The 24,508-nt window shown below is 37.9% G+C and carries 25 protein-coding genes; 8 read left to right on the top strand and 17 right to left on the bottom strand.

The window, feature by feature from the left end; all coding sequences use genetic code 11:
• The first annotated feature begins 118 nt into the window (after positions 1–118).
• Entirely contained in the window at positions 119–1,546 is a 1,428-nt protein-coding gene (locus U9R83_RS20270; protein ID WP_243549887.1) for a cryptochrome/photolyase family protein, read from the top strand.
• A 239-nt stretch (positions 1,547–1,785) separates the two neighbouring features.
• Positions 1,786–2,991 carry an ATP-binding protein gene (locus U9R83_RS20275; RefSeq protein ID WP_116739540.1) on the top strand — a complete coding sequence of 402 codons (1,206 nt, stop codon included), beginning with the start codon at positions 1,786–1,788 and terminating at the stop codon, positions 2,989–2,991.
• 36 nt (positions 2,992–3,027) lie between these two features.
• Here U9R83_RS20275 and U9R83_RS20280 read toward each other — a convergent pair whose 3' ends face one another.
• Together U9R83_RS20280 and U9R83_RS20285 are read right to left on the bottom strand one after the other, a co-directional pair.
• Positions 3,028–3,513 carry a metal-dependent hydrolase gene (locus U9R83_RS20280; protein WP_014458528.1) on the bottom strand — a complete coding sequence of 162 codons (486 nt, stop codon included), beginning with the start codon at positions 3,511–3,513 and terminating at the stop codon, positions 3,028–3,030.
• 116 nt (positions 3,514–3,629) lie between these two features.
• A complete protein-coding gene (locus tag U9R83_RS20285; RefSeq protein ID WP_014458527.1) occupies positions 3,630–3,797 on the bottom strand; it encodes a hypothetical protein in 168 nt (55 codons plus the stop codon).
• Between the two features lie 123 nt (positions 3,798–3,920).
• On the opposite strand from U9R83_RS20285, the gene U9R83_RS20290 reads away from it, so the two are divergent.
• The gene (locus U9R83_RS20290; protein ID WP_243549889.1) at positions 3,921–4,163 is read left to right on the top strand and encodes a hypothetical protein; all 243 of its coding nucleotides are present in this window, start codon (positions 3,921–3,923) and stop codon (positions 4,161–4,163) included.
• 36 nt (positions 4,164–4,199) lie between these two features.
• Here the strand turns inward: U9R83_RS20290 and U9R83_RS20295 are convergent, their stop codons facing one another.
• From U9R83_RS20295 to gabT, 4 genes are all read right to left on the bottom strand, one after another.
• Positions 4,200–5,624, bottom strand: coding sequence for an NAD-dependent succinate-semialdehyde dehydrogenase (locus tag U9R83_RS20295; RefSeq protein ID WP_115654806.1), 1,425 nt, complete (start codon positions 5,622–5,624; stop codon positions 4,200–4,202).
• Between the two features lie 31 nt (positions 5,625–5,655).
• Positions 5,656–7,026, bottom strand: coding sequence for a sigma-54 interaction domain-containing protein (locus U9R83_RS20300; RefSeq protein ID WP_028410876.1), 1,371 nt, complete (start codon positions 7,024–7,026; stop codon positions 5,656–5,658).
• Positions 7,027–7,165: 139 nt separating this feature from the next.
• Positions 7,166–7,345: a hypothetical protein gene (locus tag U9R83_RS20305; RefSeq protein ID WP_014458524.1), complete on the bottom strand. Its 180-nt coding sequence runs from the start codon at positions 7,343–7,345 to the stop codon at positions 7,166–7,168.
• 151 nt (positions 7,346–7,496) lie between these two features.
• Positions 7,497–8,852 (bottom strand): 4-aminobutyrate--2-oxoglutarate transaminase, encoded by a 1,356-nt coding sequence (gene gabT / locus U9R83_RS20310; protein ID WP_014458523.1) that lies wholly within the window; start codon positions 8,850–8,852, stop codon positions 7,497–7,499.
• Positions 8,853–9,128: 276 nt separating this feature from the next.
• On the opposite strand from gabT, the gene U9R83_RS20315 reads away from it, so the two are divergent.
• On the top strand, positions 9,129–9,554 hold the full coding sequence (locus U9R83_RS20315) for a DUF2621 domain-containing protein (protein WP_013058765.1): 426 nt from the start codon (positions 9,129–9,131) through the stop codon (positions 9,552–9,554).
• 31 nt (positions 9,555–9,585) lie between these two features.
• Here the strand turns inward: U9R83_RS20315 and U9R83_RS20320 are convergent, their stop codons facing one another.
• The 3 genes from U9R83_RS20320 to U9R83_RS20330 form a co-directional block, all read right to left on the bottom strand.
• Positions 9,586–10,077 carry a CcdC family protein gene (locus U9R83_RS20320; RefSeq protein WP_013058766.1) on the bottom strand — a complete coding sequence of 164 codons (492 nt, stop codon included), beginning with the start codon at positions 10,075–10,077 and terminating at the stop codon, positions 9,586–9,588.
• Between the two features lie 104 nt (positions 10,078–10,181).
• A complete protein-coding gene (locus U9R83_RS20325; RefSeq protein ID WP_013058767.1) occupies positions 10,182–10,739 on the bottom strand; it encodes a DUF2179 domain-containing protein in 558 nt (185 codons plus the stop codon).
• Positions 10,740–10,950: 211 nt separating this feature from the next.
• Complete coding sequence (locus U9R83_RS20330; protein WP_028410875.1) at positions 10,951–11,658, bottom strand: cytochrome c biogenesis CcdA family protein; 708 nt, start codon at positions 11,656–11,658, stop codon at positions 10,951–10,953.
• A gap of 139 nt (positions 11,659–11,797) precedes the next feature.
• On the opposite strand from U9R83_RS20330, the gene U9R83_RS20335 reads away from it, so the two are divergent.
• Positions 11,798–11,974 (top strand): aspartyl-phosphate phosphatase Spo0E family protein, encoded by a 177-nt coding sequence (locus U9R83_RS20335; RefSeq protein ID WP_014458520.1) that lies wholly within the window; start codon positions 11,798–11,800, stop codon positions 11,972–11,974.
• 22 nt (positions 11,975–11,996) lie between these two features.
• On the opposite strand, the gene U9R83_RS20340 is transcribed toward U9R83_RS20335, so the two are convergent.
• The 8 genes from U9R83_RS20340 to yneA all read right to left on the bottom strand — a co-directional run bounded on the left by U9R83_RS20340 (position 11,997) and on the right by yneA (position 20,064).
• Positions 11,997–13,802, bottom strand: coding sequence for an ABC transporter ATP-binding protein (locus U9R83_RS20340; protein WP_014458519.1), 1,806 nt, complete (start codon positions 13,800–13,802; stop codon positions 11,997–11,999).
• The gene (locus U9R83_RS20345) at positions 13,792–15,555 is read right to left on the bottom strand and encodes an ABC transporter transmembrane domain-containing protein (RefSeq protein ID WP_243549891.1); all 1,764 of its coding nucleotides are present in this window, start codon (positions 15,553–15,555) and stop codon (positions 13,792–13,794) included. Before U9R83_RS20345 ends, U9R83_RS20340 begins: the two co-directional genes overlap by 11 nt.
• 90 nt (positions 15,556–15,645) lie before the next feature.
• Positions 15,646–15,858 (bottom strand): YneF family protein, encoded by a 213-nt coding sequence (locus tag U9R83_RS20350; RefSeq protein WP_013058772.1) that lies wholly within the window; start codon positions 15,856–15,858, stop codon positions 15,646–15,648.
• Between the two features lie 90 nt (positions 15,859–15,948).
• Complete coding sequence (gene sirA, locus U9R83_RS20355) at positions 15,949–16,389, bottom strand: sporulation inhibitor of replication protein SirA (protein ID WP_013084721.1); 441 nt, start codon at positions 16,387–16,389, stop codon at positions 15,949–15,951.
• Positions 16,390–16,538: 149 nt separating this feature from the next.
• Entirely contained in the window at positions 16,539–18,545 is a 2,007-nt protein-coding gene (gene tkt, locus U9R83_RS20360) for a transketolase (RefSeq protein ID WP_013058774.1), read from the bottom strand.
• A 167-nt stretch (positions 18,546–18,712) separates the two neighbouring features.
• Positions 18,713–18,943: a DUF896 domain-containing protein gene (locus U9R83_RS20365; protein ID WP_013058775.1), complete on the bottom strand. Its 231-nt coding sequence runs from the start codon at positions 18,941–18,943 to the stop codon at positions 18,713–18,715.
• 69 nt (positions 18,944–19,012) lie between these two features.
• Complete coding sequence (locus tag U9R83_RS20370; RefSeq protein WP_042991935.1) at positions 19,013–19,681, bottom strand: YneB family resolvase-like protein; 669 nt, start codon at positions 19,679–19,681, stop codon at positions 19,013–19,015.
• 53 nt (positions 19,682–19,734) lie between these two features.
• Entirely contained in the window at positions 19,735–20,064 is a 330-nt protein-coding gene (yneA, locus tag U9R83_RS20375) for a cell division suppressor protein YneA (protein ID WP_014458514.1), read from the bottom strand.
• 146 nt (positions 20,065–20,210) lie between these two features.
• On the opposite strand from yneA, the gene lexA reads away from it, so the two are divergent.
• From lexA to U9R83_RS20390, 3 genes are all read left to right on the top strand, one after another.
• Positions 20,211–20,828, top strand: a complete 618-nt coding sequence (gene lexA, locus U9R83_RS20380) for a transcriptional repressor LexA (RefSeq protein WP_013058778.1) — start codon at positions 20,211–20,213, stop codon at positions 20,826–20,828.
• A 211-nt stretch (positions 20,829–21,039) separates the two neighbouring features.
• Entirely contained in the window at positions 21,040–22,485 is a 1,446-nt protein-coding gene (locus U9R83_RS20385; protein ID WP_014458513.1) for a hypothetical protein, read from the top strand.
• Between the two features lie 510 nt (positions 22,486–22,995).
• Positions 22,996–24,501 carry an ArnT family glycosyltransferase gene (locus U9R83_RS20390; protein ID WP_243549893.1) on the top strand — a complete coding sequence of 502 codons (1,506 nt, stop codon included), beginning with the start codon at positions 22,996–22,998 and terminating at the stop codon, positions 24,499–24,501.
• Positions 24,502–24,508 lie beyond the last annotated feature (7 nt).

Raw genomic sequence — 24,508 nt, forward strand, 5'->3', positions numbered from 1 at the left:
TTACAATCAATCTGAAATTCGTCCATACGAAAATAGGCTTTCTACACATTCAAAATTGTAGAACGTATAAGAAAAAAGCTATAATCGAGGCAAATTGCAAATAGAAAGGTGGCACATGATGAAGAAAACCATTATCGTATGGATTCGAAAAGATTTTCGGTTAGTAGATAACCCAGCTCTATTTCACGCAGCGAAAGAAGGAATGGTTGTACCTGTTTATATTCATGATGACGATGAAGAAAGCTCAATGGGAAGCGCAAGTAAATGGTGGCTTCACCATGCGCTAAATGACTTCAAAACTTCGATCGAAAAAATAGAAGGAACGCTGATTATAAAAAAAGGAAACCCTAAAGATGTGTTGCAAAAGTTAATCCATGAAACGAATGCGCAAGATATTTATTGGAACAGACGCTATGAACCACATGCGCTAAAAAGAGATAAAGAGCTTCAAGCTTTTTTTTCAGAGCAACAAATAAATATTCGCACATTTGAGGGATTTCTCCTTCATGAACCTTGGAAAATCACAAAAGAAAATGGAGATCCTTATAAAGTATTTACAGCTTACTATAAAGCTTCTCAAAAACATGCCGTATCTTCTACTGTAAAAAAAGTTACTTCCATCCACGCCTTTTCTTCATCGATTGAATCTCTTTCAGTCTCAGATCTGGATTTGCTTCCAAGCATACCGTGGGATGAAACGATTAAGTCTACGTGGGACGCTACGGAACAAGGCGCTATTAATAGCTTCAAAACGTTTTTAAAGAATAAGCTGCTGCATTATGAAAAAGGACGAGATTTTCCTGCTGAAGCATTCAATTCATTCCTTTCTCCTTATTTCGCTTCAGGACAGCTCTCAGCTCGCGTTCTTTATCATTATTTAAGAAATAAAGCAGAAAAAGTAAGCTCTAATGCTTTTGAACATCAAACTGAAATGTTTATTCGTCAACTTGTATGGAGAGATTTTGCTTATCAGCTGCTTTATCATTTCCCACACACTACAAGTGAACCGCTGAATGAAAAATTCAAGCAATTTCAGTGGGCGGACGGCAATGAAGAGCTTCAAGCTTGGAAGAATGGAAAAACCGGCTATCCCCTTGTCGATGCCGGAATGCGGGAGCTGTGGGAAACAGGGTTTATGCACAATCGAGTTCGAATGGTAGCTGCTTCCTTTTTAGTAAAGCACCTTTTAATTCATTGGAAACACGGAGCGAATTGGTTTTTTGATACCTTAGTAGACGCAGATTTAGCTAACAACACAATGGGCTGGCAGTGGGTTGCAGGCTCGGGAGCAGACGCCGCTCCATATTTTCGTATCTTTAATCCAACTGCTCAATCAGAAAAATTTGATAAAGAAGGAGAATATATTAAAAAGTGGCTTCCAGAGCTTAGAGATCTGCCTTCCTCCCACATTCATAAACCTTGGGAGGCTCCAGCAGACGTATTAGAAAAAGCAAACGTTACGCTTGATAAAACATATCCGACTCCAATTGTCGATCATAAAGCAGCTAGAGAGCGTGCGCTAGAGCATTATCAAGACATCAAATAAGAGGTATTATTCACCTCTTATTTGATGTCTTAATTTTTTAAATGTGTAAAAATTCCCATTTCGCATCTATTTGCAACTAAAAACATGTATTTGAAATCTATTTATAGGGTTTTCAAGCCCAATTCCCCTCTCTATAGCACATTTGATTTTTCATATTTTTTCCTATAATTTGAATATATAATAATGATTATATATGCTTGAGAACTCTCTCACTGCATAGATCTGATTGGAGTGATTCGATGCCCGTTTGTCCTTCTTGTAACTATAAGGAAGATTATAATTTTTGTAGAATGTGCGGCACTCAAGTTCGGCACACCTTCACCAACCAAGAAGATCAGCTTTTTTATCCATTAAAAGATCGAATCATTACGGATGACAATGAATTAAAGCATCAAGCTATTTTATCTCATACCCATGATTTAGTATGTGCTATTACTGAAGATGGCATTTATGAATACGCTTCTCCTTCTTACGCTAAAACATTAGGAGTTTATCCTGATGAACTTATTGGACAACATGTGCTTATCAATGCGTATCCTGAAGACAAGCACCTAATCTCGACTATTTTAGCTAACATGAGCAAAACAAAAGATGCCTCCACATTTGAATACCGAAAGTTTCACGTGAATGGCACCATCGTTTTATTAGAATGTAAAGGAGCTCCAATTATCACAGCTACGGGAGAAATCGAAGGGTTTGTATTTATCTCACGAGACGTAACAGAGAAAAGACAAGCAGAGAAAAAGATCCAGAATTCAGAAAAACTCTCTGTCATTGGTCACCTTGCTGCAAGTATCGCACACGAAGTTAGAAATCCTTTGACAACCATTAAAGGGTTTATACAACTGTTCAGTGAGACACAGCAGCCGAAAAAAACAATGATTTATCGAGATCTCATTCAGCACGAACTCTCACAAATTGAACATATTATCGCAGAATTTATGAGTTTAGCTAAACGAGAGTACGCATATACAGAAAGCCTTGTTATGACAGACTTGCTAGATGAGGTATTAAAGCAATTTGAACCGGTTACCGAAGTCAAAAACATCCACATCATTCGCCATTATCCAAAAGAATATCCCCTGCTCATTAGTGGGCAAAAAACACAGCTAACCCAAGTATTTATTCATATTATACAAAATGCCATTGATTCTATGGAAAGCGGCGGCAAGCTGGCTGTATCGATTGAAAAATCAGCTAGAGAAACGCTATGCATTGTGATAAAAGATAGCGGATGTGGAATTGACTCAAAGCGTATCCCTCATATAGGAGAGCCTTTTTATACAACAAAAGAACGAGGAATAGGCCTGGGACTAACCATTTGCAACAAAATTATTAACGAGCATAATGGTTTTTTCCACGTATCAAGTGAAGAAAATGACGGCACAAGCATTACCATTACCCTGCCTATGAAAACGCCTGAACTTTACGTGGTGGAAGTGTAAAAGAAGCCATCTAATTTACTCAGATGGCTTCTTTCTTTAAAACAGCTGGGTGTACAGCTGATACTTATAAAGCATATAGAAACTTCCTATCACTGCCAGGTAAAAGATGAGAGTCTCTGCTCCACCACCTGTTTCATATGTTAAAGGAGGCTTAAACTTCTTCTTGCTAAGAGGTGAGAAAAAAGGTACCCCTCGTTTAGAAAAGAAATCTCCAAGAATATGAAAAGCGTATCCATAGGCTATTCCTAATGTAAAGTCATTGTCATACATCGTATGTAAATAAAAAATAAGTCCGCTTGCAAGAATAGAATGCGTAATACCTCGGTGTCCAAAAATAGATTTAATTATTTTTGCGAGACCAAGAGATCTTCTACCAATATATGAATTTGGTTCATCAATATCAGGAAGCAGTGCTCCAATCGCGATGCCTACAACATAAGGAAATGTAAACGAAGCGTCTCCTGTTATAGCCACGCCGGCACCGGCAGCAATCGATGTTGCAATATGTGTGTGATATCTCAAATATGCCACCTTCTTTCTTTTTCAACTTAAGGCAAGCACTGTGAACAAAATCACACATACGTTCGCCCAACGTTAACTATAAGTGAAGGTGGTAAAAATGTCAAAATAATCTATGATTACGTAAGCTGCAAACCGACTAACCCGATAAGCATCACAAGAAAACTAATAAGAGTACCCTTTCCATTTTTCTTGGCTCTTCCATCTTTTTTGACAATAGAATAAATCCACGTACTCGAATACACAGCGAATCCAAGAAAACCAAATAACGTGATATATGTAAACATACCGAAACTCCTTTGCTTGTCATTACTATTAACTATACGAGATTTTATAAAAAAAACAAAGTAGTATGACGGCTTGTTTAATATCTCTTTCTTTTTCTTATACTAGGAAGAGGAGGGATGGCTATGCAACAGAAGCAGTTGGAAGATATATTCGACTTCTATGGGTTAAGTGAGGTTTATCGAGGCAAATTTGCAGATGTTGAACACCACTGGTTATTTAAAGACGTGGAGGCAACTATACTTGAAGATTTTTTTAACTCTTACGATTGCGAAGATCTTGAATGCTGTACTCTAGAAGAATTTTGTTTTTTATTCATGAATTTTCAATCAATCCATGCACAAATTCCCGACGTGTACTATTACTAAAAAAGTGATTTCGCAGGAAAGCGAAATCACTTTTTGTTAAAAGCCTAAAGAAATATATTTTACTTCTAAATATTCTTCAATTCCGTAATGTCCGCCTTCACGTCCAAGTCCACTTTCTTTAAAGCCGCCAAACGGCGCTTGTGGGGTAGAAGGTAGTCCATCATTTAGTCCTACAATACCATATTCTAGAGCTTCAGCAATACGAATAGCTTCTGAAATATTTTCAGTGAACACATAAGCTGCTAATCCGTAAGGCGAGTTATTTGCACGGCGAATAACTTCTTCTTCTGTTTGATACGTCGCAATTGGAGCAATTGGTCCAAATGTTTCCTCGTACATACAAAGCATATCGTCCGTTGCACCATCTACAACCGTAGGTTCAACAAACAGTCCGCTTCCCTCTTCGCGTACAGCCCCTCCAGTTAAGACGTTTCCACCTTTTGCTACAACATCATCTAAGTGGCGCTTTACTTTTTCTAACGCTTTTTCATCGATTAGAGGACCGATATCCGTACCTTCTTCTAAGCCGTTTCCGACTTTTAGCTGACTAACAGCCGCTGCAAACTGCTCTGCGAACGGTTTAGCAATAGACTCGTGCACGTAGATGCGGTTTGTACATACGCATGTTTGACCAGCATTACGGAATTTAGAAGCAATTGCATTTGTTACTGCTTTATCTAAATCAGCATTTGCTGTTACGATAAACGGAGCGTGTCCGCCTAATTCTAAAGACACTTTTTTAACCGTATCAGCTGCTCCGCGCATTAACAGTTTACCTACTTCTGTAGAGCCCGTAAACGATAGTTTACGTACGCGTCCATCTTGAAGCCACGCTTCTCCAATGGCTTTTGCATCTCCCGTAACTACATTAATTACGCCTTTTGGAATACCCGCTTCTTGTGCCAGCTCTGCTAGTCGAAGAGCCGTTAGTGGCGTTTGTTCTGCAGGTTTAATAACCGCTGTACATCCAGCTGCTAAAGCTGGCGCTACTTTACGCGTAATCATAGCTGCCGGGAAGTTCCAAGGTGTAATAGCTGCCATGACTCCCACAGGCTGCTTATGAGCAAATAATCGTTTATTAGGAGAAGAAGCTGGAATTGTTTCTCCGTAAATGCGTTTTCCTTCTTCTGCGTACCATGAAACGAATCCGTTGGCATAGCCAATTTCACCTTTTGCTTCTTTAAGAGGCTTACCTTGCTCAACTGTCATTATTTCAGCAAGTTCATCGGTGTGTTCTTCGATCAGCTGATGCCATTTAAATAATAATTTACCGCGCTCTTCTGCTGTTTTTTTAGACCATGTTTGAAATGCTTCATAGGCAGCATCTGCTGCTAGCGTCGCTTCTTTTTCTCCACCTTTTGCAACGGTAGCCACTACTTCATTTGTTGCTGGATTTACCACTTCGTATGTATCATTTGCTGAAACAAATTCTCCGTTAATATATAAGTTTGCTTGCTTCATATTTCTTCACTCCCTGCTTAAATTTATCTACTCACTGTTCGGTGCTGTCCGAAACGTACTTTCGAATTTTACGACTCGCTTGTGATTGGCTAATACCAAGCTGTTCTGCTACTTTGTAAGACGACCTATGCTGTTCAAACGCCTTTATGACCATCTCTTTTTCCACATGTTCAATCATTTCAGGAAGCGTATGGACAGGTGGATCGATAGCAAACTCTTTTGCAAAAGGCAAATCTTTAAGCGTAATCATTTCTTCCCCTGTAACAACCAGACGTTCAATGATATTTTCCACTTCACGAACGTTTCCTTTCCATTCTTGTCCTAAAAACGCATCTAACGCCTTTGGTGATAAACGCACATTACGTTCGTATACCGTATTAAAATGATGAAGAAACTGATAGACAAGAGGCAGAATATCTTCTTTTCGCTCTCGTAAAGGTGGAATTGTAATTGGCACCACGTTAAGTCGATAGTACAAATCACGTCTAAACTTTCCTTCTTCGACCATTTGTTCTAGATTTTGATTCGTAGCAGCAATAATTCGCACGTCTATTGATACTGCTCTTGTTGAGCCCACGGGACGAATTGTACGGTCTTGCAGCACGTGGAGCAACTTACTTTGTGCTGAAAGAGAAAGTTCACCAATCTCATCTAGAAAAAGCGTGCCTTCGTTCGAAAGCTCGATGATCCCTTTTTTTCCTTCTCGAAATGCTCCAGTGAACGTACCGCCTTCATAGCCAAATAGCTCTGATTCAATAAGCTGTTCAGGAAGCGCTGCACAATTAAGCTCATGATACGGCTGCTGTTTTCTTGTACTAAGCTGGTGAAGCAGTTTTGCTACTCTGCTTTTTCCTACCCCTGTTTCTCCAAGTAAAAGAACGGTTGTATTTACAGAAGCAACTCGTTGAATGGTTGAAAAAACCTTTTTCATCGCTTCGCTTTTTGTCACAATGCCTTCTAAATCGACGGCTTCGTTTAACTCTTTTTTATAGTTTTCAAGCTGTTCTTCCATCTCTTCTACTTTTCGTTTTAATTCCATTAAGTCTGTGAGATCTCGAGAATAGCTAATAACGCTTTTTAAATGACCGTCGTTTGTAAATACCGGCCTTGTCCGTACATGAAGATACCGGCCGGAGTTTGTTTTTTGAACCAATTCAATTGCTTGATTAGATTCAATCACTTTTAACGTGGCCGAAGGATAAAAAATACCCATTTCCTGCAGTTCTTTTACGTGCTTTCCAATAAAATCTTCCACTTTCAAAGCATAATTTTTTTCACACTCTGAATTTACAACTAACACATATCCATTCGCATCAGTTACAAAGATTTCATCAAATGATGACTCAAATATATCGTAAAGTTCGTCGTTAATTTGCTGAATATGCTTTTTATGAATGGTCATTTGAATCACCTTTTCGTCAAAAAATAATTATTATTTTATTTTATCAGAAAATGAAAAATCTATAAATAGAGTGTCCAAACATACCCATTCTTTGTGACTCATGAAGAATGAGGTTGAGACATAACTAAACCCGTCCCATCTAAAGACGAACAAACGGGATAAAGGAGCTCATGTGAATCGCTTGTGACGCCGCTTTTGATTTTCGTGCAAGCCTTCGCTTTCCGCGGGCGGCCGGTGAGCCTCCTCGTCGCTTGCGCTCCTGCGGGGTCTCACCTGTTCCGCTTTTCCCGCAGGAGTCTTCGGCTTGTCCTCCAATCACCAGCTAGAAAGAGCCACATACATGAAACCTACGTTCACCATCACCATGAAAAGTCCGAACGAATTGGATTCTTTATCAAAAATCTCGTTTCATCGTTCGGATCTTTTTTCAACTAAAATATGTTTGTCTCAACCTCATGTCTCAATCTCACTTATACTTCAACAGTTTGCTGTACGCTTGCTTCTAGCGCTGCTTCAAAAATAGCTAAGCCTTCTTCTAGCTGCTCATCCGTAATAACAATTGGCATTAAGATACGAAGAACGTTTCCAAATACTCCTGCGCTAAGCAGTAATAATCCACGCTTGTTTGCTTCTTTTACGATACGCTGTGTAAGCTCCTTGTCCGCTTCTTTTGTTTCACGATCTTTTACAAGCTCGATAGCAGACATAGCACCTAATCCGCGAATATCACCGATACAGTCATATTTTTCTGCTAGTTTTTCAAATCGTGATGTTACTACTTTTCCAAGGTACTCACCGCGTTCGTTTAGCTTTTCTTCTTCAATGATATCAAGTACAGCTAAAGCTGCTTCACATCCAAGAGGACTTCCGCAGTACGTTCCGCCAAGCTCACCAGGATTAGATTCATCCATGATTTCAGCACGACCAATGACACCGCTGATCGGTACGCCAGCTCCTAGTGATTTTGATACAGTAATTAAATCAGGCTCAACGTCAAAATGTTCAATACCGAAGTAGCGGCCCGTACGTGCAAATCCTGCTTGAATTTCATCTGATACAAATAAAATTCCGTGCTCTTTACATAATTGATACACTTCTTGCACAAAACGTTTACCTGGAACGATGAAGCCACCTTCACCTTGAATCGGCTCCATTACAACAGCTGCAATCGTCTCTGGTGCTACTTCTGTATTTAAGAAGTTTTTGAATTCTGTAATCATGAAATCTTCGTATGCTTCAACTGATAAACCTTGTGGACGGCGATACTCATAAGGATATGGAGCTTTGTATACTTCAGGAGCAAACGGTCCAAATTCATATTTATATGGTTTTACTTTACTTGTCATTGTCATTGTCATTAATGTACGACCATGGAAACCGCGGTTAAAGGAAATAATTCCTTGACGCTTTGTATATTTACGAGCAATTTTCACTGCGTTTTCTACAGCTTCTGCTCCGCTATTTAAAAGTAATACTTTCTTGTCAAATTCACCAGGTGCAATTGCTGCTAATCTTTCTGCAAGCTCTACATATGACTCATACATCATTACGTTAAATCCTGTGTGAATAAAACGGTCTACTTGTTTGTGAAGCGCTTCTTTTACTTTTGGATGACTGTGTCCTACATTGATTGTGCCAATTGCGCCTACGAAATCAATAAACGTATTGCCATCGACATCTTTAACGATCGCCCCTTCAGCCGTATCAGCAAATGTCGGAATGCCATAACTTACACCTTTCGGAATGGCACGGTGTCTTCTATCTAATAATTGCTTTGCATTTTCTCCCGGTAAATTTGTTGCTACTTTGCTAAAAGTTTGACTCATTTTTTATCTTCCTCTCATATTAAATAATTCTTCAATTAGTTTATATGCAAAAAACGTGCCAACTTTTAAAAAGCTGAAAAATAAGGATTTTTAGATAATTCTAACGATAATTCACTCATAAGTAAGTCTATAAAAACTTACTTATGAGTCAAAAAGGACTCATCTCTCGCATAAAGTACAGGAATTTTATATTGCCATAAAAGGAACAAGGCTTTTATAATAAATGTATAAATATAGTAATGTTATGATTGACCTCTTTATAAAGGAGTGAAAAATATGCTAGAGGGCTGGTTTTTATGGGTTATTTTATTTTGGGTGGTCTTTTTAATGAGCATGTTTGCTATCGGCGGATTTTTTATGTTCAGGAAATTTTTAAAGCGCTTACCAAAAGAAGACGGCATGTCTGAGCTTGATTGGCAAGATCACTATCTTTCCAAAACCGTCCACCTTTGGTCAGCAGATCAAAAGCAGCTATTAAACGTTCTTGTTGAACCCGTACCTGAACTATTTCGCGATGTAGCCAAACAAAAAATCGCGGGGAAAATTGGGGAACTCGCAATTGAGGAACAAGCAGCCTCTATAACGGAAGACTTAATCGTACGTGGATACATTTTAGCTACACCTAAACGTGATCATAAATTTTTATTAAAAACATTAAAAAAGCAAAAAATAGATGCCGTCCCCTATCAGCATTTATTTTAAATCAAAAAAGGTGGCTGCGTAGCCACCTTTTTTAGTTTAATATCGTTGTATTAGCGAGTCGGTCATTATGCAGCTTTCGTTCGAGCTTTTTGTACGATGTGTACATCGCAATGCGCCAAGGTACAATCATACCAAATGCTAAAATCCAGAACATACCGCCAAGCTGGCCAACATCAATTGAAGAACTTAAATATATTTTCATTGCAATTCGAATAATAAGCAAACCAATAATAATGAATGCAAAAGCTTTTGAACGCTTCAAGTAAATATGATCGTCACGAATTTCAAATTTAGACGTTTTAATTAACAGGATTGAGAAAATCATGCCTGCTATTAACGCCTCAAGCAGTTCTGCACCCGTTACTCGAAACATTGGAAAAATAAACATTAACGCTCCCGTACTCATAAAAAAAGGCGGAAGTATAATTTTTTTTGCATTCGTTGGTTTATCAGCAGCTTTCATTCGAACAACTAATATGAAAGAAGCCATAAAAATTGCGACAAGTGTTGAAGCAATAACCAATGAAATCCTTCCTTTACTATAGTTTAGTGTTTACTTATATTATAATCCAAAAAACATCAGAAGTAAAAGTGCAACAAAAAAACAGAAGAGGATCTCTTCTGTTTTTATTTAGTAGAGGTGATATCTGCTTTTGCTTTTTGCTTTTGTTTTTGCTTTTTCATTGCTTTTAGTAAGAACCCACCTTTAAATTTACGCGGCTCGTATGAAATAATGAAAGCACGAGGCTCATATTCTTCAATGAATGCTAATAGCTCTTCTTCTCTACTTCTTTTTGTTAAAATGTCTAATCTATAGCGTGCACTGTCTCTTCCTTCTCCTTGGTAAACAGTAACACCAAAACCTTCCTGCCGAAGGCGGTTAATTAACTCTTCATTTTTGGTCATAAGGTTAACTAAGAATGTTGTATATCCGATAGCAAGCCTAGATTCGATATAACTTCCGAGGATAATTCCCACTCCAAACCCAACTGCATATACAACCATAGCAAGCGTGCTTTGATCTCCTGAAAATACAAGGGATAAGCCGAATACATAAATTAACGCTTCAACAAATCCAAAAACCGAGGCATACATACTCATACCTTTGACTAAAAAAATTGTGCGCAGCGTCAAGATCGGTACATAGATCAGTTGCAAAAGCAAGATTAACAAAATATCTTTCAATTTATACACCTCTTTTTAACAATTAAAAATATGACGATTTCATTGTATCACTCCGTATTTATAGAAGATATAGTAAAAATAAATTTTTTCTATATATTTTTTCACACCATATTCTTGTATATTTCCTAAAAGCGAAAGTAACTATTTTGCCTTTTGAAAAATAAAAAGAATCTGCCAATTCTCAGATTCTTTTTTGTATCATTTTCCCTTTTTAAAAGCCCGTAAACCCTCCAAATACGCTCGTTGTATAAATAATAATTTTTGTCATCCAGTCAAAATACAAAATAAATCCCATGCCAATCATTGCATATCCGCCAACTTTCATCATGGAATTCATATGTTTTTTTAACCAGTTCATTTTCCCAATAAAAAACGTCATAATAAAAAATGGAATAGAAAATCCAAGTGAATAAGCTATCATATACAAAAGGCCAGAGCCTGGGTTTGTCGCTGCAAGCGCCATAACCGATACTAAAATAGGGCCCGTGCAAGGAGTCCAGCCCGCAGCAAAAGCCATGCCTATGAAAGAAGAACCTAAGAGACCAGCCGGCTTATTTGCGAATCTAAGCTTATGTTCTTGCATAAGAATTCGAGGCTTAAAAATCCCTAGTACAACTAGACCAAAGAAAATAATAAGAATAGCGCCAATCTGCCGAATTAAATCCTTATAGTTAAAAAACCACTGACCAATAAAGGACGTTGCAAAACCAATCATAATAAAAATGACAGAAAACCCAAGCAAAAAGAAAGCTGTGTGAATAAAAGCTTTTCGCTGATGTGACTTTGCGCCTTCCTTTAGCTCGCTAACTGATACTCCCGTTATGTACGATAAAAAAGCTGGGTACAAGGGCAAACAGCAAGGTGAAATAAACGATAAAAAACCTGCGCCAAATGCCAAAAACAAATTTAAATCTCCCACATTTCCCACTTCCCTTTTTTGTTCTTTTTGTTCTTTTTCGTTACCATTTTGTAACCAAATTGTCTTATCTCACTTCTTTCAAATAGTACCATTATCTTGTATAATTAGGTAAACGACTTGTTAGAAGGGATACATAGCATTGGCCAAAAAAGATATTCTATTAGCGATTGAAAAGAAACGAGAAGAACTCATCCGCATAGTCCGAGTAAGTGGATTAAACTCTCCACCTGCTATTAAACATAGTCAAGAATTAGATCATTTATTAAACGTTTACAATGAATTCCCTGCTCAAACGACAGAAACAACCTCTCCATGAAGGTTGTTTCTTTTTTTTGCCTTCACTCTATCAATTCTGTATAAGTCTCTTTTACTCCTGTTTCTTTGCTGAAATTCTCCTCTTTTTCACTGTGCTGAAGCTGATACATATTATAGTACAAACCGCCTTTGTTTAGCAGTTCAGTATGAGTGCCTTTTTCAACGATTTTTCCTTTATGCAGTACTAAAATACAGTCGGCGTGTTGAATAGTCGATAAACGATGAGCAATAGCAATGGTTGTGCGGCCTTTTCCCATATCTCTTAACACTTCTTGAATCGCTTCTTCTGTTTCTGTATCAATGTGTGCTGTTGCTTCATCAAGAATAAGGATTTTAGGAGTCCGGATGACCGTTCTTGCAAATGCTAAGAGCTGACGCTGGCCGCTTGATAAAGTGGAACCTCTTTCGACTAGCACTTCATTATACTTATTAGGAAGAGCTTCAATAAATGCGTGAGCTTGCACAAATTCCGCCGCTGCTTTTACTTGTTCATCAGAAAAATGGTCTTCGTGCAGCGTAATATTCCGTTTTACGGTATCTGCAAATAAAAAGGCATCTTGAAGCACCAGCCCTACCTCATCTCGAAGCTGTTTATTTGTAAAAGACGACAGCGGCTTATTATCGATCAAAATGTCTCCTTTTTGCTGTTCATAAAAACGCATTAATAAGTTAATGATGGAGCTTTTCCCGCTTCCAGTATGTCCTACTAAAGCGACTGTTTCTCCTTCGTTTACCGTAAATGATATATCAGACAGCACGTCTCGAACACCGTCATAGGAAAACGTGACGTTTCTGAATTCTACCGTTCCTTTTTGAATCCCCTGCTTTTGTTCTCCTGTCATCACTGGATTTTTTTCTTTTTCATCCATCAAGTCAAATACCCGAGAGGCTGATACCATCGCTTGCTGATACATAGAAAGACGCTGCATCATTTCATTAACAGGCTCAAAAAAACGATCCAAGTAGTTGATAAACGCGTAAAGAACACCAATTTTAACAGGACTGTCAGCTACGGAAATACCAAAATAACTGAGCACAAGAATAACGGCTAAAATGTAAAGAATTTCGACTGCCGGTCTTAGCAGCAAACCATCCAACTTAATATTACGCATCCCCGCTTTGTAATGCTCATCATTGATTTCTTCAAATTCCGAGCGCAGCCGCTTTTCTTGACGAAATAACTGAATAATAGACATGCCTTGCAAAGACTCATGAAGCTTGGCATTTAACTGGCTTAGCTTTTCTCGAAGCTGCCCGTAGTAAATAGCGCTGTAATGCTGATAAAGCTTCATAAGTCCCCAAATGAACGGGAGAAGAACTAAACAATAAAAAGCCAGCTTCACATCTAGCATAAACATGGCTATAAAAATACCGACCAAAAATACCCCATTTTGAATAAAAACCGCGATGACTTCCACAAACATTTCTTTCATGGCTTCCGTGTCATTTGTAATTCGAGATACCAGGCTTCCTGTTGGCGTGTTGTCAAAAAAGCGAAGAGCCAGGCGATGAACATGAGAAAAAACGTCAATTCGAATCTGCTGGATAATTTGAAGCGCAATTTTTTGGAACTGCAGAAGCTGAAAGTATTGAACGACAATTTTTAAAAGCTGTAAAAGCAAATAACTGCTTGCAAGCCACACAAGAGGCTGAAGAGGCAAGTACTTGGGAGTTAAATAATCGTCAATGAAAATTTTAATCAAAATGGGCCCTAATAAATCCGCAGCCGTAGCAATTAATAATAGTGTGAACGCTAAAAAAAATGATTTTTTATGCGGAATTGTATAGCGAAACAGACGTGTATGTACCGAAGAATGCTCAATTTTCATTTTTCGTCTCTCCTTCTTCTACCGCACGTTCAAGCTGCTGTCTATCGTACATATCCTGGTACCAGCCGCGCACGCTAAGCAGCTCCTCATGAGTTCCTCGCTGAATAATTTTCCCTTTATCAAGTACAAGAATCAGGTCTGCATGAGTAACCGAGCTCAGCCGATGCGCTGTGATAATCGTTGTTCGATTTTGACGTTTTTGCTTTAGCGCTTGTAAAATACCCGCTTCCGTTTTTCCATCTACCGCCGATAGCGAATCGTCTAAAATTAAAAGCTCAGGATCTAATAGAAGAGCTCTTGCAATCGAGATACGCTGTTTTTGTCCACCAGATAACGAAACGCCTTTTTCACCTACTATTGTTTGATAGCCATCTGTAAAATCGAGGATGTCTCTATGTACATTGGCAACTTTAGCCGCTTCTTGGATTTCTTGATTGCTTGCTTCTCTTTTTCCAAACGCGATATTAGCAGCGACTGTGGTTGAAAACAAAAAGTGATCTTGAGGAACATATCCAATGCTTTTGTACAATGAATCAAACGCATAGTCTTTAATGTCTTTTCCTCCCCATAAAACAGCTCCGTCACTTACATCAAATTCACGAAGCAGTAGCTTTAAAAGCGTGGTTTTCCCGGCCCCCGTCTTTCCCACAATCCCTAACGTTTGACCTCGAGAAAGTGTAAAATAAATGTCGTTTAACGTATATTCATCTGCTTTACCATACGAAAACCTATGAATAACAGCTTCAATATTTCCTGTTGGCACTTCAACACTAGGATGCGCTGCTTCTTCAATCGAATTTTCTTCTTTTAATAAAGAAAATACCCTTTCATAGGATGCTCTTCCTCGTTCCACAATGTTAAATAGCCAGCCAAACGCGAGCATCGGCCAAATAAGAAGGCCTAAATAAGTTGTAAAGGTAACAAGCTGCCCTAGTGTTAACTCTTCATTAATAACCATCTTGCTGCCAAAAATAAGAGCAAGTAAAAAAGAAAGTGCTACAATAATCGAAATGGTCGGATCAAACAATGCATCTACTCTGGCTACTTTCATGTTCTTTTGGACAACATCTGCAGACTTAATGCGAAATTCTTCGACATCAGCTGCTTCTTCCCCAAACGTCTTAATGACTTTAATTCCGCTAATGCTTTCTTGAACCTTATCATTTAAAGTAGAAAATGCGGCTTGTGCGTGGTGAAACCGCGCATGAAGCAATGTACCATAATAACTTGTTAAAACGGCCATAAGCGGCATAGGAATAAGGCAAATAAGCGTTAATTTCCAGCTGATTGTGAGGGCCATTGTGCATAGAACAAGCCCTCCTGTGACAATGGAATCCACGAGTGTCAAAACGCCCGAACCTGCAGTTTGTTGAATAGCTTGAATATCGTTTGTTGCATGGGCCATCAAATCCCCAATTCGCCGCCGCTGATAAAAGGCCTGATTCATCTTGGTAAAATGAGTGTAGAGGGTATTTCTCAGCTGCTTGGCTAGTTTAACAGATGATCCAAATATCATAATACGCCATATGTATCTTGTGAAATAGGCCACAACAGCAGCTCCTAGCAAAATGCCAACCATCTGCATTAAGCGCTTTCCATTCAGCGTCCCTTCTTTAATACCATCTACCGTTAAACCAATAATTTTAGGCGGGAGAAGTTCTAATGCTGCCACAATAATGAGCAGCGCTATCCCCGTTATGTAAGACTTTTTTTCCTGTTTGAAAAACCACCATAACTCTCGAAAAATTTTCATCGTATCCCCCTAGCCCCACAACCATTTTCTTATCTCTATCATAAAACAAAAGACACCCTTCTGAATAGAGAGTGTCTGTCCAATTAACCATTATTTAATTTGGCCGTTCATTGCTTTCATCATTTGGTTAATTTTTTTCTGCGATGGTTTCATGCCCATTTGCATCATCATCATTTTTAACATTTGTTCATTAATTGGTGGATTTTTCTTCAGATAGCTCATCATATACTTACGAGCAATGAAAAATCCTAGCGCTATCCCAACAATTAATGCTAGAACACCAACTAGAATATACATTCCCATGGTATTACTTCCTCCTTCGTGTTGTCTAACTTACAGTGTACTAGACCATACGCTATTATACAATATTTCCGTTCCAATTTCCTTAAATAATTACACAAATTTTCTTGTTTTCACAGGCCTCAGCCAGCCGTATTCATCCGTTCCATAATTCACTGCTAAAAAACAAGGATCTAGCTTGCGTAATACTTCAAAAAAAGCTGTCTCAGCATCAACATTGCCATCTCCTTCAATTGTTATACAGCGATTCGTTAATTTTATAGATGCTCGACTTTTTTTATGAGGATATTCCAGCACAAACGTCTCTTGATGAGTGAAAAAATGAGGATAATGAGAAAACGCCTGAAGCAATTCTCGTTGAATAAATGAAATGGGCAGTTGGCGAGTAATGTAATGAACTTGTTTTTGTAAGTGCGTTTCCTGCAAGTGACGTTTCATTCTATATTCAATCAGCAGCTGATAAATGAGCTTTTCTCTTCGAAAATAGGATGATGCAACTTCTTCCTCCATTAAATATACTTCATACGTTCTCACGATTCATCCTCCCTTTCGGCTCGTTCTTTTTTGTACCATTATACCGAATGGTGTACGCAATGCTTGTCTATCGATGAAAAAATTCCTTTGTTTTTTTGTCGAAAAAAAAGAGCAGACCACAGGAGTCTGCTCTTTCTTATGAAAAAGAATTATGCATTAAGCAAGCTTTTCACTTTTGCTACTACATTTTCAACTGTAAAACCAAATTCTTTCATGATTGTTTCACCAGGAGCAGATGCACCAAAGTGATTAATACCAAGAACTTGTCCTTCGTCTCCAACATAGCGTTCCCAGCCAAGTGTAGAAGCCATTTCAATACCTAAACGTTTTTTCACTGATTTAGGGATAACACTTTCTTTGTACTCAGCAGATTGCTCTTCAAAACGATCCCATGCAGGCATGCTTACTACAGATACGTCAATGCCTTCTGCAGCTAATGCTTTTTGTGCTTCTACTGCTAGGCTTACTTCAGAGCCTGTTGCAAGTATTAATGCATCCGCTTGGTCTTTACCAGCTTTAGATACAACATATGCACCTTTAGACACGCCTTCGTATGCATTTTCTTTTGTACCTTCAAGCGTTGGCAAGTTTTGACGAGTCAATACAAGCGCCGTTGGGCGGTCAGTTGACTCTAATGCTAAGCGCCATGCAGCAGCTGTTTCATTTGCATCTGCAGGACGAACCACTGAAAGACCTGGCATTGCACGAAGTGATGGCAATTGTTCAATTGGCTCATGTGTTGGGCCGTCTTCTCCAACTGCGATACTGTCATGTGTGAATACATATGTTACAGGAAGCTTCATTAAAGCTGCTAAGCGAATTGCTGGGCGAAGATAATCAGAGAATACAAAGAATGTTCCTCCGAATACTTTTACACCGCCGTGTAGAGCCATACCGTTTAATGCAGCTCCCATTGCAAATTCACGTACACCGAACCAGATATTACGTCCGCTGTAATCAGCTGCAGTGAAGTCTTCTGAACCTTTAATCATTGTTTTATTTGAGCCAGCTAAGTCAGCTGAACCGCCGAAGAATTGAGGTACAGCTTGTGCTACTGCGTTTAATACTTCTCCAGAAGAAGCACGGCTAGCTAAGCTTGAACCCGTTTCGTATGCTGGAAGCGTTTCTTCCCAGCCTTCCGGTAACTTTCCTTCTACTGCTAGTTCAAATTGACGACCTAGTTCAGGATATTTTTCTTTATACTGTGCAAATACATCGTTCCATTCGTTTTCTTTCTTTTGGCCATCTTCAGCAATTGTAGCTTTGAAGTGAGCATACACTTCTTCTGGCACATAGAAATCTTCTTCAAATGTCCATGCATAAGCTTCTTTTGTTAATTTTGTTTCATCGGAACCTAATGGAGAACCGTGCACGCCAGAAGTACCCGCGTGGTTTGGAGAACCAAATCCGATTGTTGTTTTTACTTCAATTAGCGTTGGGCGTGTTAAATCGCCTTTTGCTTCTTCAATTGCGTTTGCAATCGCTGTCAAGTCATTGCCGTCTTCAACGCGGATTACTTGCCATCCGTAAGCTTTGAAACGATCTTCTACGTTCTCAGAGAACGAGCGATCTAAATCTCCGTCTAAAGAAATATCATTTGAATCGTATAAAACAACTAAACGTCCTAATTTTAAGTGTGCCGCTAATGAAGCTGCTTCAGCAGATACACCTTCCATTAAGTCTCCGTCACCACAAATACCATACGTAAAGTGGTCTACAATTTCTAAACCTTCTTTGTTGTATGTTTCAGCTAAATGACGTTCTGCCATTGCTTTACCAACAGCCATTGCAATACCTTGTCCTAGTGGGCCAGTAGTTGCATCAACACCTGCTGTATGACCGAACTCTGGATGACCTGGTGTTTTGCTTCCCCATTGACGGAAGTTTTTAAGGTCTTCAATTGATAAGTCATATCCAGCTAAATGAAGCAAGCTGTATAATAGTGCTGATCCGTGTCCTGCTGATAATACAAAGCGGTCACGGTTAAACCAGTTTGGATTCTTTGGATTGATGTTCATGAATTTTGTCCACAATGTATATGCCATTGGAGCAGCTCCCATCGGCATACCTGGGTGACCTGAATTTGCTTTTTCAATCGCATCGATTGATAAAGTACGAATTGTTGCAATCGAAAGATCTTCAATACGTTGTGTCATACTCTTCATTCCTTTCAAAACTATGTACATATGTTATCATACTAATGATTTGCTTATTTGTACAATACTTGAACCAAAAAATTTTCCACTTTTACAGTTTTTGTACGCCTTATTAAAAATATACAAAAAACTAGAGGGAACACTCCCTCTAGTTTTACTAGAACGTCTTAGTGAAGACGCTTCTTTTTACTCTCTTTTAACTTCTTAGGCGTAACATCTTTACCTTCTTCGTCCACAACTTTAATCGTATGAAGGTGATTTGTCATAGATTGTCGGAAAACTTTTAAATATTCCTGACGTAGCTCTTGCTGTTCTTTCGCTTCAGATTCTGTCAGACCTTCAGCCTTTGCCTTTTTTGAAAGAGCATTAATACGAGCAAGTTTATCTTTTGATAGCATATAAAACCTATCTCCTTATAATCAATAATTAAAATTACCGAACCGTTCCGGCAACATGTAGTCATCTTACTAAATCTCTTTCGTTTTATCAAGAGATTGAGCACTCTCTTGATACTCTTGATAGCGACGATGTACGGTCGCTTTTGAAATATTATAACCAAAACCTTTTAGCGTAACTGAAATTTCAGCAAAGGTTAAGCCGTTATGACGAAGGCGGACAATTTCTTCAATCGGCGCTTCTTTTTTTTCTCTTCCCGAGTTAACTCCCTGGTTTTTTAAATTTTGCTGCGGACGATAACCGTTTTCTACGGCTCTTTTCATTCCTCTTTTAATTTTAGCATTATGTAATTTCCGCTGATGCTCTTCCACTAAACTAATAATATCTAACACCATTGAATCAGATTCTGAAAGCTGAAGCTGACCTTGATGACTAATCGTATAGATGGTAGCATTTTCTTTATGAAAAGCATGAAGCAGCGCAATTCGGGCATTTCCTCTGCCTAATCGTGTTTCGTCTTGAATGAGCAGCACGGATATTTTCTCTTCTTTCATTGTATGAAGAACATCCAAAATACCCTCTCTGTCTACATCATATCCGCTTGCTTTTTCCATCACGACTTTTTTCACCTCTAGATGATGAAGATCAGCAAGCTTTTTTAATTCTTCTTGCTGGCGCTGCAAAGATGTTTCTTGGGTTTTTTTATCCGTACTGACACGGCAATAAATAATGGCGTCCACTTTTATCACGACCTTTTCGGCTTCTAACAATATTCAGGAACGGCCGTTACACACTACTGTTCAATTGCCACTTGATTATGTAACTCTTTTTTTAAAACAGGAATATATAATTTATCTCCAGGAGATAAAGACTGGGCAGTATCTGAGTTTAAATCATTGACGTCTTCAACCCATTTGACAAATTCATTGGTGGTCAAATGATGGTGATTATGATACTTGTTGGACAAGTCCCAAAGCGTATCTCCTTTTGTAATAGTAACCGTTGAATATTTGTCTAAATCTACTTTATCCGCTCCTAAAACCAGCGTCAATACATATGTAAGTGCAGCGATAACTGCAAAAAAAATAGCGTAATGTTTCATAGAATGTAAGAATTGTTGCATATTATGATCCCCCTATCAGAATATATGTTCTTATTTTATTGAGAACATTTGTTTCTGTCAATGGAATTCTTCGAACTTATGTTTGTATATTGACACATCACGTGGTATAATTCACCTAAAGAATAGCTAAAATCGAGGTGAAAAATATGAAGCTATCAAAACGTCAACAAGACATACTAGATTTTATTAAGCACGAAGTAAAATTAAAAGGTTATCCGCCTTCTGTTCGTGAGATTGGGGAAGCAGTAGGATTAGCCTCTAGCTCCACTGTACACGGGCATTTAGCTCGTTTAGAAAGTAAAGGGTTAATTCGAAGAGATCCAACAAAACCAAGAGCAATCGAAGTTCTTCAACTAGATGAAGTAAACATTCCTAAAAGCAATGTCATTAATGTTCCTGTTATCGGTAAAGTAACAGCGGGTCTTCCTATAACAGCCGTTGAAAATGTGGAAGAATATTTCCCTCTTCCAGATAAATTCGTTTCTCCAGATGATCATGTATTCATGCTTGAAATTATGGGAGAAAGTATGATTGAAGCAGGTATTCTAGATGGCGATATGGTAATCGTACGTCAGCAGCAAACGGCTAATAATGGAGATATTGTGGTTGCTATGACCGAAGACAACGAAGCAACGGTAAAACGTTTCTTTAAAGAAGAAAATTTCGTTCGTTTACAGCCTGAAAATTCAACGATGGCGCCTATTATTCTTCGCCACGTAACGATTTTAGGAAAAGTAACTGGTGTATATCGCACGATTCACTAATCAGACACTGTATGTAAAACCAACTAATCATGATGTTAGTTGGTTTTTTTACGTTTGTTTTCTAAAAAAATTGGCATATTATAAATGATACGTTGAATCATTGCAGGCAGGTAGAACAGTTTTTATAAAGCTTGTTTTACCTTTTACTTTCTATCTGCATTTCCTCGAATCTTACAAGGAAATACCATCGACTATAAGAAGGATGTAGTTTATGACTAATACACCTAGGAAAACAGAACCATTTCAAACCATTGTACCTACCAAAGCAATGAACATGTTTCTTTTTCCTTTTTCCTTTGACCGAAAAAATAAAGAGCAGCTTGTTCATGCACTGAAAGCAAATTTGTTCGAGTTTTTTTCCATTCAAAACAAAGATTTAGAAAAAGAATACTACGGAGAACAATATTACGTATCTCATGATAGCCTGGATCAATATTTTCTTCCTTACATTGAATGTATTCTATTCCCTGATTCGTGCGAAAAAGAAGGGTTGCTTCGATTTTCAAAAAAAATAGACCATACCATTACGTTACATACTTCTTCCACCACCGTGTCTAGCAACGTGCTGTCTGTGGATGTTTTTTTATGTCCTTTTGAAATTGGCGTCATGACCATTCGCACTGAAATGAGCCATAACCATTACACCTATGATGACATTTTAGAATTCATGAATCATTTTCGTGTATTAGAACCGAAGCTTGCTGAAGAGCATGGATCCACCATTACCTATGAACATCATCGCTATAGCAAAGTACAAGATTATATTTTTTCACAGCTTGCGCCATTTTTGAACGAACACATCAAGAAAGAAGCCACGCGTGAACAGCACGTTGGGAGCCTTCCTTATTTTATCGATGAACGGATGTTTGTGTTAAGTTATGTAACGGTAAATCAAGAGCAAGAAATTAATTCCACAACTTTATTTCGTACTGGGCAGCTAAATAGCTATACGCCTGACGGGAAAGCGTTTATTTCTGCACACAATCATGAGTATATTAAAACGTATAATACTAAACACGTGTATGAAAGGTGGGCTCCTGAAACTTATTACGTCATCACAGACCATGTGTTTTCATGTATTTCTAAATCGACAGACTCTAAAACGGATCAGCTTTTGATGAATCATCTATTTGGCCAGCATTACTATAATTTATTTTTACATTTTTTCTATAAAATCGTGTTGCTAAAACTATCTTATGAGTATTCTCAGCTCACGTTTCATAAAAATTCAGAGGGCATTGAGCGACTAATCCGCTCTATTACCGTGTTTTCAGGCAAATATTTATTTTTAGAAATTAGCTCTCGCACAGAAGGTCAAGAGTTTTCTGAGCTCTTTAAAAAAATTTTCCACATCAATTCTCTTTATCAAGAAGTCAAAGAAACCCTTGGTACTTTGTATCAAAATCAAGAGAAAATCGCGGCCAAGCGTCACAATTACTTATTATTAATTTTAACGATTTATACCGTTCTTTCCGGTATTTACGGAATGAATTTAGTTATTAGCAAGCTACAGGGAAACATCAATTGGGATAGTATGAAGCAGTTTTCTATCTTTGAATATATCGCTTTAATAGTAGCTCTATCAGGAATATTAATCAGCATTAGCCTAGGAGTGAGCTCACTATGGAACTTATTAAAAGATCGATTTAAAACATAAAAGAAGTTGAGACATAACTAAATGAATTCAACCTAAATACGAACAAGCGAAATACATGAGCTGAACCGCTTATGACGCCGCAGTTCATTTCCATGCAAGACTTCTCTTTCCGCGGGCAGCCGATGAGCCTCCTCGTTGCTTGTGCTCCTGCGGAGTTTCATCCCTTCCGCTTTCTCCGCAGGAGTCTTCGCCTTGCCCTCCAATCAACTGCTGGAAGGAATTAAACAAATGAAACCTATGTTCACCATAAAAAACGAACCACTAATCAAACATGGTGATCAATAGTTCGTTTTTCACTTCGATTAAAATCCTTTTTTCCCAACCTCTTTTATCTATTACTAAATCAATGCCTACTCCGCTGAACCTTTTATCAAACGTTGTGCCGCTGTTGTAATTTCAGAACAATCTAATATTATACTCTACAAGAAAAATATATACAAAATAATAAAATATGGTATCATAGGGTAGGAATTTTGTACCTTATCTATGAAATAATTTGCAGGAGGTAATATGCTTAACTCATTTTTATCCAAAAGCCTGATTCTTTTATGTGTCATGATTCTTACATGGTCTCTATGGGGCAGTTATAGTGCGATGACAAATTCATTGGAATTAAAAGGTTTGGCTTTAAGTAATTCATTTATTATTGAAGGAATATTTATCACTTTCCTTGTCATTTTTCTAATAGCTATTGCAAGTAGATACATGAACAAAACTGTTTTTTTTATTTCACTGATTGTTTTGACCTTAGGTATTCGACTAGCATGGATGCTTTCTGTTCAAACGCCTGTAAAATCTGATTTTCTTGTCATGTTAGATGCCGCGCGTAATATCGCAAAAGGAAATTATGAATTTAACCAAAGCGTTTATTTCACTACATGGGTATATCAGCTAGGCTTTTCATTCTATGAATCTGTTATTATTCGCTGTTTTGGAGATAACATTTTTATATTAAAATTGTTAAATATTTTTTATTCCACTGGAACCGTTATTTTTATTTATTTAATTGGCGCTAAAGTATTTAATGAACTTGCTGGGAGAATGGCAGCTTTTCTATATGCGTTCTACATTCCGAACATTCTCTATAGCTCAGTGTTAACTAACCAGCATTTGGCTACTTTTTTATTTTATGCAGCTTTTTACCTTATTATAAAAAGATTTGCTCATAACAAGTTTAGCTGGCTTTATATTGGCCTTCTATTGTCGTTAGGAAATTTAATGCGCCCTCTAGGACCCATTATTATCGTTGCTGTTCTCATTTATTTCATCTCGCAAATTCTTCAACCTTACATCAAAACGAAGGATGCTGCTGAGTTAAAAACTCGCCGAAAACAAATAGGAAAAAACCTCGTAGGCATACTGGCTACTTTTTTTATTGCAAATGCGCTGATCAACTATTCTTTTGTAGCTAGCGGTATTTCTAAATATCCTTTAAGTAACAGAGATCCTTTATGGAAATTCGTCATTGGCTTTAATTACGAAACAAGCGGTTCTTATTCTTCAGAGGATGCTAGTCGTTTTATGGGTATGCCAATTGGAGAAAAACGAGCTGAAGCAGAAAAAGAAGTAATTAAAGAGCGTGTAGCAGATAAAGCGCAACTTTTAGATCTCTTTCACATTAAATTCCTAAATATGTGGGGAGGAACGGATGCATCTACATTTTGGAGCATTTCATTAACTCCTCAAGAAGATGTACCTTTTAATAAAGAAAAATTAATTAGTGCTGCTCAAAGTTATGAAAGAATTATTTATGTTTCAACTACTATTATTTCCATTATTGGACTTATATGTTTATTCCTGAAGAAGCAGGATAAATATCCGTATACACTGTTTTTATTACTAATTATAGGATACGTTCTTATTCACTTGCTTATTGAAATTCAAACTCGCTATCGATTCTTTATTTTTCCAAGCTTTATGCTGCTCGAAGGGTTTGGTATTTCAGTGATTCTATCCTATTTAATAGTACGATTTACTAAAAATAAGCCCCAGACAAAATGTGAAGAGATAAATTAAATGGAAG

Source organism: Priestia sp. LL-8, assembly GCF_036227845.1.
GTDB classification, from domain to species: domain Bacteria; phylum Bacillota; class Bacilli; order Bacillales; family Bacillaceae_H; genus Priestia; species Priestia zanthoxyli.

Excerpts from the sequence above, each read along its gene's own strand:
- U9R83_RS20270 (WP_243549887.1), top strand. The coding sequence starts at position 119 with ATGAAGAAAACCATTATCGTATGGATTCGAAAAGATTTTCGGTTAGTA.
- U9R83_RS20275 (WP_116739540.1), top strand. The coding sequence starts at position 1,786 with ATGCCCGTTTGTCCTTCTTGTAACTATAAGGAAGATTATAATTTTTGT.
- U9R83_RS20285 (WP_014458527.1), bottom strand. The coding sequence starts at position 3,797 with ATGTTTACATATATCACGTTATTTGGTTTTCTTGGATTCGCTGTGTAT.
- U9R83_RS20290 (WP_243549889.1), top strand. The coding sequence starts at position 3,921 with ATGCAACAGAAGCAGTTGGAAGATATATTCGACTTCTATGGGTTAAGT.
- U9R83_RS20295 (WP_115654806.1), bottom strand. The coding sequence starts at position 5,624 with ATGAAGCAAGCAAACTTATATATTAACGGAGAATTTGTTTCAGCAAAT.
- U9R83_RS20300 (WP_028410876.1), bottom strand. The coding sequence starts at position 7,026 with ATGACCATTCATAAAAAGCATATTCAGCAAATTAACGACGAACTTTAC.
- gabT (WP_014458523.1), bottom strand. The coding sequence starts at position 8,852 with ATGAGTCAAACTTTTAGCAAAGTAGCAACAAATTTACCGGGAGAAAAT.
- U9R83_RS20315 (WP_013058765.1), top strand. The coding sequence starts at position 9,129 with ATGCTAGAGGGCTGGTTTTTATGGGTTATTTTATTTTGGGTGGTCTTT.
- U9R83_RS20340 (WP_014458519.1), bottom strand. The coding sequence starts at position 13,802 with ATGAAAATTGAGCATTCTTCGGTACATACACGTCTGTTTCGCTATACA.
- U9R83_RS20345 (WP_243549891.1), bottom strand. The coding sequence starts at position 15,555 with ATGAAAATTTTTCGAGAGTTATGGTGGTTTTTCAAACAGGAAAAAAAG.
- U9R83_RS20350 (WP_013058772.1), bottom strand. The coding sequence starts at position 15,858 with ATGGGAATGTATATTCTAGTTGGTGTTCTAGCATTAATTGTTGGGATA.
- tkt (WP_013058774.1), bottom strand. The coding sequence starts at position 18,545 with ATGACACAACGTATTGAAGATCTTTCGATTGCAACAATTCGTACTTTA.
- U9R83_RS20365 (WP_013058775.1), bottom strand. The coding sequence starts at position 18,943 with ATGCTATCAAAAGATAAACTTGCTCGTATTAATGCTCTTTCAAAAAAG.
- yneA (WP_014458514.1), bottom strand. The coding sequence starts at position 20,064 with ATGCAACAATTCTTACATTCTATGAAACATTACGCTATTTTTTTTGCA.
- lexA (WP_013058778.1), top strand. The coding sequence starts at position 20,211 with ATGAAGCTATCAAAACGTCAACAAGACATACTAGATTTTATTAAGCAC.
- U9R83_RS20385 (WP_014458513.1), top strand. The coding sequence starts at position 21,040 with ATGACTAATACACCTAGGAAAACAGAACCATTTCAAACCATTGTACCT.
- U9R83_RS20390 (WP_243549893.1), top strand. The coding sequence starts at position 22,996 with ATGCTTAACTCATTTTTATCCAAAAGCCTGATTCTTTTATGTGTCATG.